Source organism: bacterium (genome assembly GCA_030649025.1).
Classification (GTDB): Bacteria; Patescibacteriota; Minisyncoccia; order JAUYLV01; family JAUYLV01; genus JAUSGO01.
This window is the reverse complement of record JAUSGO010000026.1, coordinates 1-9,852: the sequence shown is the minus strand read 5'-3', so window position 1 is coordinate 9,852 and position 9,852 is coordinate 1. Positions and strand designations below refer to the sequence as shown.

The 9,852-nt window shown below is 46.8% G+C and carries 10 protein-coding genes; all 10 read left to right on the top strand.

Annotated features, from left to right (window positions below; genetic code table 11):
• The coding region (locus Q7S09_03500) for a hypothetical protein (protein ID MDO8558225.1) at positions 1 to 322 on the top strand (322 nt) is incomplete at its 5' end.
• Positions 323 to 342: 20 nt separating this feature from the next.
• The gene (locus Q7S09_03495) at positions 343 to 1,788 is read left to right on the top strand and encodes a hypothetical protein (protein ID MDO8558224.1); all 1,446 of its coding nucleotides are present in this window, start codon (positions 343 to 345) and stop codon (positions 1,786 to 1,788) included.
• 15 nt (positions 1,789 to 1,803) lie between these two features.
• On the top strand, positions 1,804 to 2,799 hold the full coding sequence (gene pseB, locus Q7S09_03490; protein MDO8558223.1) for a UDP-N-acetylglucosamine 4,6-dehydratase (inverting): 996 nt from the start codon (positions 1,804 to 1,806) through the stop codon (positions 2,797 to 2,799).
• A gap of 25 nt (positions 2,800 to 2,824) precedes the next feature.
• Positions 2,825 to 3,586, top strand: coding sequence for a glycosyltransferase family protein (locus Q7S09_03485; GenBank protein ID MDO8558222.1), 762 nt, complete (start codon positions 2,825 to 2,827; stop codon positions 3,584 to 3,586).
• Positions 3,555 to 4,559 carry a Gfo/Idh/MocA family oxidoreductase gene (locus Q7S09_03480; protein MDO8558221.1) on the top strand — a complete coding sequence of 335 codons (1,005 nt, stop codon included), beginning with the start codon at positions 3,555 to 3,557 and terminating at the stop codon, positions 4,557 to 4,559. The genes Q7S09_03485 and Q7S09_03480 overlap by 32 nt, the downstream gene beginning before the upstream one ends.
• Positions 4,552 to 5,883, top strand: coding sequence for a DegT/DnrJ/EryC1/StrS family aminotransferase (locus tag Q7S09_03475; protein MDO8558220.1), 1,332 nt, complete (start codon positions 4,552 to 4,554; stop codon positions 5,881 to 5,883). The genes Q7S09_03480 and Q7S09_03475 overlap by 8 nt, the downstream gene beginning before the upstream one ends.
• Positions 5,884 to 6,088: 205 nt before the next feature.
• The gene (locus Q7S09_03470) at positions 6,089 to 6,631 is read left to right on the top strand and encodes a GNAT family protein (GenBank protein MDO8558219.1); all 543 of its coding nucleotides are present in this window, start codon (positions 6,089 to 6,091) and stop codon (positions 6,629 to 6,631) included.
• Positions 6,600 to 7,583: a hypothetical protein gene (locus Q7S09_03465; protein ID MDO8558218.1), complete on the top strand. Its 984-nt coding sequence runs from the start codon at positions 6,600 to 6,602 to the stop codon at positions 7,581 to 7,583. The genes Q7S09_03470 and Q7S09_03465 overlap by 32 nt, the downstream gene beginning before the upstream one ends.
• Before the next feature lie 32 nt (positions 7,584 to 7,615).
• On the top strand, positions 7,616 to 8,752 hold the full coding sequence (gene pseC / locus Q7S09_03460) for a UDP-4-amino-4,6-dideoxy-N-acetyl-beta-L-altrosamine transaminase (protein MDO8558217.1): 1,137 nt from the start codon (positions 7,616 to 7,618) through the stop codon (positions 8,750 to 8,752).
• 5 nt (positions 8,753 to 8,757) lie between these two features.
• Positions 8,758 to 9,714 (top strand): Gfo/Idh/MocA family oxidoreductase, encoded by a 957-nt coding sequence (locus tag Q7S09_03455; GenBank protein MDO8558216.1) that lies wholly within the window; start codon positions 8,758 to 8,760, stop codon positions 9,712 to 9,714.
• Positions 9,715 to 9,852 lie beyond the last annotated feature (138 nt).

Below are 9,852 nucleotides of genomic sequence, written 5' to 3'. Positions count from 1 at the left end.
GCACTTCCGCTGGTTCCTCCAATTCGGCAAAGGCATTCTCCGCGGGAAATTGCTCCGATTCTCGGTGCAGGAGTTGGCTAACCGGTATACCGACGGCGCGGAAATCGGCGGCAACATGCTTACCAAGTTTTATACCCCCGCAGAATTTCGCACGCTGTGGTCTGTATTTCCGGACGTGCGGGTACACACCTATGACAATCCTGATGTGTTGGATGTGTTTCCGCACCGGTTTCTCCCGCTCGGGCGTCTGCTTCCGCGAGGGCTCAAGCAAACAATCGCCAATCGTTTCGGACTCTCTGCCTGGATTGAAGTGAGTAAGTAATAATTGAGATAATTTGTGCTATGCGTCTATTTTTCATGAGTTGGGACGGGAAGGAATTCGGTTTGAGCGATGTTGTCGCTCAATTGGGCGGAAATTCTCATGAGATCGTCTACTGGACGTATTTTAACGAGAGTAGCGTTGACCGCGCCAAGTTTCCCAGCACTATTTTTCATAGTGTGTTTGACGCATTGGCGGGGAAACCGGCTGAGGGGATAGATGTCTCAAATTTTCATCCTCCTGGAGAAGAGTTGATTACGGAGTTTCAGGAAACCGAACTCACCGTGCTGACTATGATGAACAAGAAATATTGGGACATATCGTTGGAGGAACGAAAACATCTGTATTACGGATTTCTTTCTTATTGGTCGGGCGTCTTACAAGCATTGAAACCGGATGCCATTATTTACTCTGCTATACCGCATACCGTATATGATTTTGTCGTCTATGACCTCGCTATGAAGATGCATATTAAAGTTATCATTTTCGAGCCCGTCTTGCTCACCAATGGCTATACTATAGTCATGAATGACTATAAAAAAGGATCAGTTGCATTGCTGGACGAAATGAAACGAAACGAAAGTAAGCAGTTTTCCCTTACTGATTTAAGGCCTGAAACCAGAACACACTATCAAAAGCATGCGGAAGTTGGCGAGGATGTATCGCCGCACTATACTCGACAAGTCCTCACTCTCTACAAGGGGGTGGGGTTGTTTCTGGCTAAACTCCGTTCCGTATGGACATCCTTACTCGTGCATAAAGATTTTTCTGTTTTTGTTACGTTACTTACGTATGTGCCAAGGACGCTCGGTCCCAATCTCAAAAAGGAATATGTACGGGTGCAGTCAAGGGCTGATTTCAGCGAGAAATTTATTTACGCCACTCTTCAGTATCAGCCGGAGGCGCAAACGTGTCCTCAGGCGGGAGTATTTGTTGACCAGCTTCTTATGATTGAAACCTTGTCGGCTTCGTTGCCCGAGGGTTGGTTGGTGTATGTCAAGGAACATCCCGCTCTTTGGCTGCTTCGCGGATTAAAGTTTTACAATTTCCGCTACAGAGGATATTACAAAGCGATTGCGAAATTAAAAAACGTAAAAGTAGTGCCCATAGGCACAAGTTCGTTTCAGTTGATTCGTCATTCGCAAGTCGTGGCTACCGGTGCTGGTAGTGTCGGTTGGGAAGCAATTTTGAGATCCAAACCCGTTTTGGTCTTTGGCTATCCATGGTATCAGCACTCCGAAGGCGCGTTTAAGGTTAAAGATACGGCTTCCTGTAAAGCGGCCGTGCAAAAAATCATGAATGGGTTTAAAGTGTCGCAGCAGAAGGTAATTAATCTTTTGGCTTGTCTGGATACAGTGAGCGTTGAAGCGTATTTCGATTCCTACACTCACGAAATCTCCAAAATAGACAGGCGGCAAAACGTTCACAATCTCGTTTTGGCCATTGAAACAGAATTGTCTCCACGGTAGTTATAGAGCTTGCACATGAAAAACCATTTCTTAAAGGGGAAAACGGTGCTTGTCACGGGAGGAACCGGCTCGTTTGGCGAGAGCTTTGTCCGGATGTTGCTTACAAAGCATCGGGTGAAGAAAGTGATTATCTTTAGCCGAGATGAGTTAAAACAGTACCACTTGGAAAGAGAATTACGGGACAAACGTCTGCGTTTCTTCTTGGGGGATGTTCGTGACGTGGAGCGTCTCCGGCGTGCCTTTGCAGGGGTGGATATTGTAGTGCATGCGGCGGCATTAAAGCAGGTCCCAGCACTTGAATACAACCCGTTTGAAGCTATAAAGACCAATATCGTTGGTACGCAACACATCATTGAAGCCGCTCTCGACCAGAAGGTAAAACACGTACTTCTTATTTCTACCGATAAGGCGGCGTATCCAGGGAATCTGTATGGCGCCACCAAACTGTGTGCGGAGCGACTTTTCGTGGCGGCTAATGCATATTCGGGAGGCGAGACCTCTTTTTCTGTTGTCAGATATGGAAACGTGATTGGAAGCAGAGGGAGTTTTGTAGAGACGTTGCTTCGGAACAAAAAGGCAGGCGGGAAAGTAACCATAACTGACCCCGAGATGACAAGATTTTGGCTCAGTTTGGAGCAGGCCCATGAGCTCGTGCTGTTCGCGCTTGTGCACATGGAGGGCGGTGAGATTTTCATCCCCAAGATTCCCAGTATGAAGATAGGCGACCTCGTTGACGCACTTATTCCTGGGGCAGAAAAGGAGGTTGTCGGTCTGCGACCCGGAGAAAAACTACATGAAGTTCTGCTGACCGACCAAGAGTCCAGACGTACTATTGAGCTCTTGAAGTATTTTGTGATACTTCCTGAATTTATGTCATGGTCAGTTCCCGGACGATTTCGCGCCTACACCAGAACGGGGAAAAAGGTGCGTGAAGGATTTTGCTACGATAGCCGGTACAATAAAGAATGGCTCACCAAGAATCGGCTGAAGGAATTGATAAAGAATTTATAATTTTCTGATTTCTTTCTCCATTAGTGTGTATACAGGAAACAACAAAAAGATAGTTGCCACCGTGGAGGCGCGCATGACATCATCGCGTCTGCCGGGCAAGGTATTGTTTCCTTTGGCTGGCAAGCCGGCCCTGGAGCGTCTTTTGGAAAGGGTGCGAACCAGCGCTTATGTGGATGAAATTGTCGTTGCTACTACGACTAACCACGCCGATGACCCGATAGTCTCGTTGGCTAAGAGACTAAACGTTACCTATTTTCGCGGTAGCGAAGATGATGTTCTGTCTCGGGTACTATTGGCCGCGCAATCGGTACAAGGCGATATTATTGTCGAGATAACAGGAGATTGTCCTCTGGTAAACGGTGAGTTGGTAGATCGCGGGATTGAAGAATTTTTCTCTCATGATGTTGACTATGCCTCTAATACCCTTCCGAGGTCCTATCCAGACGGTTTTGATGTGCAAGTATTTCCTGTAGCGGTATTGGCGGAGGTTGACAAGCTCACCCAGGACCCAATTGATAGAGTTCATGTCTCGTTGTACTTATACAGTCACCCAGAGAGGTTTGCCTTACATGGCTGGTTGCCCAAGGAACACGAGCACTTCTGGCCTGATTTGCGCGTGACTCTTGACGAGAAAGCGGATTATGAATTAGTAGGTCTCATTTTTGAGAGATTATTGCCCGTCAATAAGAACTTCGGCGTCTCGGAGGTACTAACCTTTTTAAGAAACAACCCGCAGTTGCTGACCATCAACAAACATGTCAAAACAAAGAAAACAATCGAGGGCTAACTTCAAAGCCGTTATCATCGGTGCAGGCAGAATCGCTTCACAATTTGACTCTCCTAAAAGCGGGGGGGTGTTGACTCACGCTCACGCTTTTGACAGGCACCCTCGGGTTGATTTAATGGGCATGTTTGATACCAACAAGGGTGTGGCTCGCCGCGAGGCCAAGAAATGGGGCTGCCAGGCATATGACGATTTGGATACCATGATGAAAACAGTACAGCCGGAAATAGTAAGTATTTGCACGCCGGATTCGTCTCATTTCGGTATATTATTGAAGATTGCCCCTTATAGACCACGAATTGTTATCTGCGAAAAGCCAGTCACTCTGCATGTAGCCGACACGCGAAAAATCGTCCGCCTTTACCGTCACCTGGGTATTCCAGTAGTCGTCAATTATCCCCGTCGTTTTGACCGCGCTGTCCAAGAAATTCAGCATGCTATAACTACCGGAGAATACGGGAAAGTTTTGTGCGCAAGCGGTACCTACACCAAAGGAATCCTTCACAGCGGGTCACATATGATCGACCTGTGCCGCTTTCTATTTGGAGAGGCCAGGAGCGTCGTAACAACCCTAGCGGTTGCAGACTATAGCCCTTCTGATACAAACATATCAGGGTGTTTGGAGTTTGAGCTTTGTAAACAATTTCATTTAATGGTTGGCGATGAACGCAAGTATTCACTCTTTGAACTTGATATCCTTTTTGAAAGATGTCGCATCCGTTTGATTGACTCAGGTTTTTACATTTCTGTCCAAGATGTTGGGAAAGACCACAGATATGCCGGATATCAATGCTTATCTAAACCCGTGAGCAAAAGGACTTCCCTTAATAGGGCGATGCTTGCGCTGGTTGACAATGTGGTTCACTATCTAAGCCACGGTCAATTATTGATAGGCAGGGTTGAAGACGCGGCGAAAACGCAACGGGTTTGCGAGTTATTGTTAACCGGTAAGAAATTCAGGAAACACTATGTCTAAATTAGCTATTAATGGCGGTCAACCCGTTCGGACTAAACTCTTTCCGGCTTATCGTACTATTGGTAAAGAGGAAAAAAAGGCAGCTAGCCGGGTACTTGATTCAGGTATACTTTCCCGCTATTTAGGATCTTGGGACAAAGATTTCTACGGTGGCCCGGAAGTGCAGGCCTTTGAAAAAGAATGGGCCAGGTATTTTGGCGTCAAACACGCTATAGCCGTCAATTCGTGCACTTCAGGTTTGCAATGCGCAGTGGGCGCGGCCGGTATCGGTCCGGGCGACGAGGTTATTGTCTCACCCTACACCATGTCCGCTTCGGCTACCGCTCCGCTCTGGTATGGGGCGATTCCGATATTTGCCGATATAGAGCCGGACTACTTTTGCTTGGATCCAAAGTCGGTTCGCGCGCGTCTAACTCCTCGAACTAAGGCACTCATTGTCGTTGATATCTTTGGTCAGCCCTATGATGCCACTGCGATTAATCGACTGGCCAAAGAGCATAATCTATTGGTAATTGAGGACTGCGCTCAAGCGCCCGGAGCCACCTACCGGGGTAAATTTGCCGGCACGTTGGCCGATATCGGTGTCTATTCACTTAATTACCATAAGCATATTCATACGGGAGAAGGAGGAGTGGTCGTAACCAATAACGATGTTTTGGCCGATAGAATACGATTAATTCGCAACCATGCGGAAGCGGTAGTCGGAGATAAGGGAGTTACCAATCTCATCAATATGGTCGGCTTCAATTTTCGCCTAACGGAAATCCAGGCCGCTATCGGGAGAGAGCAATTGAAGAAGTTAAAACCGTTATTAACGGCTCGGGTTGATAATTGCCGTTATGTGGCCGACAAGCTTGCGCAGATTCCCGGTATTACACCAGCCCCGGTTCGTTCGGGAGCAACCCATGCTTATTATGTTCAGCCGTTTTTATTTGATGAACACCGTGTTGGTATCAGTCGGGATCTATTCATCAAGGCCGTCAAAGCTGAACTGCCCTCAACAAAGTTGCGAGAGTTGGAAGGAGCTCAAATAAGCGTCGGATATGTCAAACCGCTCTATCTCTTGCCGATTTTTCAAAAAAAGGCCGGTTTTGGCAAACAAGGTTATCCGTTTAATTTGCCGAGCGGAAAAGCGGCCGTATATCGCAAAGGTATGTGTCCAGTAGTAGAGAGGATGCATGAAAAGGAGCTCTTTCTACACGACATGATGCATGCCCATATCAAGAAATCGGATTTAAGCGATATCATCGGTGCTTTTACGAAAGTGTACAAGCATCGCGCGGAACTTAAAAAAACGAGAACCCATCTCAATAATAATGGCTAAGACAAACGTTCAGATTTCTGCCGAAAAAAGCGAAGCGCGAGGAAGCATAGCGAGCTACGCTGACGAGCGATGAGCTTTTTGCAGGCGAAATATGGACGTTTGGGTAGCCAAGCGACTTGTCTTCACGATATGCTACAAAGAACGGTTCCAATTTTATCCATATAATGAGCGGTTATTATTGAGATGGGTTCTAAGAAACAATAGTATGAAGAAAGCTTTTATAGAAGGTAAGAAGGTATATTTAAGGACTATCGGCACAGAAGATCTAACCGATGTGTATCGTGATTGGTTGAATGATTCCGAGATTTGTCTTTTTAACTCACATCATCGATTCCCGAATTACGATGAGAATATGAAAGAGTACTATGAGCGCATCATTAAATCGCGTACTAACCTCATTCTTGCGATTGTTGATCGGGGAACGGATCGGCACATCGGCAATGTCGCGCTCCAGGATATTGATTTCTTGAATCAGAATGCCGAGTTGGCGGTCATTATCGGTGATAAAGATTTTTGGAGTCGAGGGGTTGGATATGACGCCTGTTCGCTTATCATGACCCACGGTTTTACGGAGCTTAATCTGCATAGGATGTATTGCGGCACCTTTGGGGATAATGTGGGCATGCAGAAGCTCGCCCTGAAACTCGGTTTCAAACCGGAAGGAATCTCCCGCGGACAGGTCTTCAAAAACGGTAGCTTTAAAGATGTGATTCGATATGGGATTTTACGGCATGAATTTAAAGTTTAAGAAAGAAATAATAATTGCGACTAATGATGCTGGTGGAGCTGAGGTTTTGGCCGCCTATGTGTTAGCGAATCAAAAGCATTTTGATTTTATTTGTTATACCAGTGGGCCGGCAGTAAAGATTATGGAGCGGAATGGAATTGTGTGGAGTAAAGCTCCAGAGAAGCGGAGATTGATAGCCGGTATTTTAAGGAAACATCGAAATGCGAAATTAGTTCTTACCGGCACTGGCTGGATGACTAGTATTGAAGTAGATTTCTTGGTGGAAGCAAAGCGTTTGGGCTTACGAACCGCCGCTCTTATAGACCACTTTGTCAATTATCGGGAACGGTTCGGCTTCCCAAAAAAGGACTGGCGAGAAAATATCCCCGATCAAATCTGGGTTACCGATCGTACCGCTTTTAAGATGGCGGAGAAATTGTTTCCCAGCATCAGGATTAAGCAGATTCCTAATTATTATCTGTTAGATATTGTCCGAGAGTATGATAAGCTGAAACGTAAAAAGTCCGAAGGTAGGAGTATTTTATTTCTGAGTGAGCCAGTAGGGAGAGCCACTAATACCTCTGGGGTAAAATCAGCTCATCACGTTAGTGAATTTCGGGCATTAAGAGATATCCTTTCTATCGTGGGCGCCCTCAAAAGACCGGTACCAGTAATTATACGATTTCATCCTTCAGAGAAGAAAGGTAAATATGACGACATCATTGAGAAATATTCGAATACGATAAAGATAACCAAGTCGGCCAACAGGAAGATAATCAATGATATAGCTAAAGCAAAACTAGTCATCGGAATGACCAGTATGAGCTTGATTGCTTCGTTAGCTTGCAACAAAAAGACCATCAGCTATGTCGCCACGGATAATAAGGGAGGTATAGTACCCGCAAAGAATCTCATTAACGTCAAAACATATTCCGAGCTGTGCAGTAGTATCAGAACTTTCATTTCACAGTGAAGCAAGAGAACGTATCGCTAGTATTTCATTTTATGATTCCCTACAGCCATCAATCGATAGACAAGGATGACGTAGCTGCCGTTGTTCGCGTTCTTAAATCGGACTTTCTTACTCAGGGACCAAAGGTGAAGGAGTTTGAAGAGGTGCTCGCAAAAAAGACAGGCGCCAAGTTTGCCGTTGCGTTTTCGTCAGGAACGGCCGCACTTGAAGCCGCCTTTGCCGCGGCGGGAATACAAAAAGGTGATGAAATTATTACCTCGCCGCTCACCTTTGCGGCGACTACCAATGCCGTTCTGTGGACGGGCGCGAAGGTTGTTTTTGCCGATGTGGAGGCCGAAACCGGAACGCTTGACCCAGCAATGGTGGCGCGAAAGATTACCTCAAGGACAAAGGTCATTGTGCCGGTTGATTACGCCGGATTTCCGGCACACCTGCATGAACTGCGAAAGCTCGCCAAAAGACATGGGTTGATTTTTATTGAGGACGCCGCGCATTCCCTTGGCGCCGTGTATCGGGGCAGACGTATCGGTGGACTTTCCGACATGACCATGTTCAGTTTTCATCCGGTGAAGTCCATCACAACCGGAGAAGGCGGGGCCATTACCACAAATAACAAGAAATATCTTGCAAAGCTGATTCGTTTCCGCGAGCACGGGATAACCAAGGATACACATTTGTTTGTGAGAAAGAATCAGGGCGACTGGTATCATGAAATGCAGGAACTCGGACATAATTATCGCCTGACGGACCTTCAGGCCGCGCTCGGTCTCTCCCAGCTCAACAAATTGGAGAGGTTTATAAAAGCGCGCCGCGCATTGGCCGAGCACTACACAGAGGCCTTTGCACATAATCCGAATTTGATTCCACCGGTTGAAGGCCGCGACAGGCAAAGCAGCTGGCATCTCTACCCACTTCGGCTTGCGAAACGTCTCGTACCGAAGCGTGCGGAGATTTTCAGAAAACTTCGGCAGCGCGGCATCGGCGTGCAAGTACACTATATCCCCGTATATCTGCATCCGTACTACCAAAAGCTCGGCTACAAAAAAGGGCTGTGTCAAAACGCAGAGGCATTTTACGAGGCGGAAGTTTCTATTCCTTTGTATCCGGATTTGAGCAGGAAAGACCAGGATTTTGTCATTAAAACAATACACGAATTGACCGAGTTATAGGCAGTATGCAATCTATACTGATAGTAGGGGTGGGGTCAATTGGTGCTCGGCATGTCAAAAATCTGCTTGCGCTCGGATTCCGCAATCTGACAATCTGTGACCCTTCGCAGAAAAGAGCAGCTGCTGTTTCGCAAAACGGAAAGTTGCGAACCTATACTGACATGAGCACGGCTCTGAAGACAGAGCATCCGGAGATTGTGTTCATCTGCACTCCTCCTCATCTGCATGTGCTTCATGCGCGTCAGGCGCTCCACTCCGGTGCGCATGTTTTTATTGAAAAACCGATATCGCACGCTCTGCAGGGAATTGATGCTCTCCGCAGAAAAGCAGAGCGGAAAAAGAAAGTCGTCATGGTTGCCTGCAACTACCGTTTTCATGCGGGCTTTCAGAAACTGCAGGCACTGCTTCTCCGCAGGACATGTGGAGTTCCGCTTTTTGCACGCGTTACGCTCGGCTACTATCTTCCTTCGGCTCGGAGGGGCGGTAGGTACAAACAAACCTACGCGGCGGGGAAGAAAGGGGGCGGAGTAATTCTGGATTCTGGTTCTCATGTGGTGGATTATCTCTCGGTATTGCTCGGGGGGATTAAAAAGAGTACCGTGTTCCGGAGCACGCTTCATACACTCGGTATACAGAGCGAAGAGGCGGCGGTGCTTTTTCTTGAACATAGAAGCGGCGTGTTAAGTTCAATTTCGCTTGATTATGTGCGGAAAAAACCGGTGCATATTCTTGAGGTGGTTACCGACCGTGGTACGCTTATGCTTGATTTCAGGGAAGGTCGGTTGGTGTTTGAGAGTGAAAAAGTCCGAAAAACAGTGTATAAAGGAGACGGGGATTTAAATAAGATGTTTATTGCCGAGATTCGCGAGTTTTTAAGGTGCGTCAGGTATGGGCTGAAGTCGCCGCAAGATATAAAGGCGGCAAAACATACATTACAAACACTGCTTGTAATTTCCAGATAATGAAAAAGAAAACAGCATCAAAAAAAGGAATCGCCCTTTGGAACGAGGCGAAACAGCTCATTCCGGGCGGCAGTCAACTGCTTTCCAAGCGCTCCGAGATGTTTCTTCCGGACGGCTGGCCTTCCTATTACACAAAAG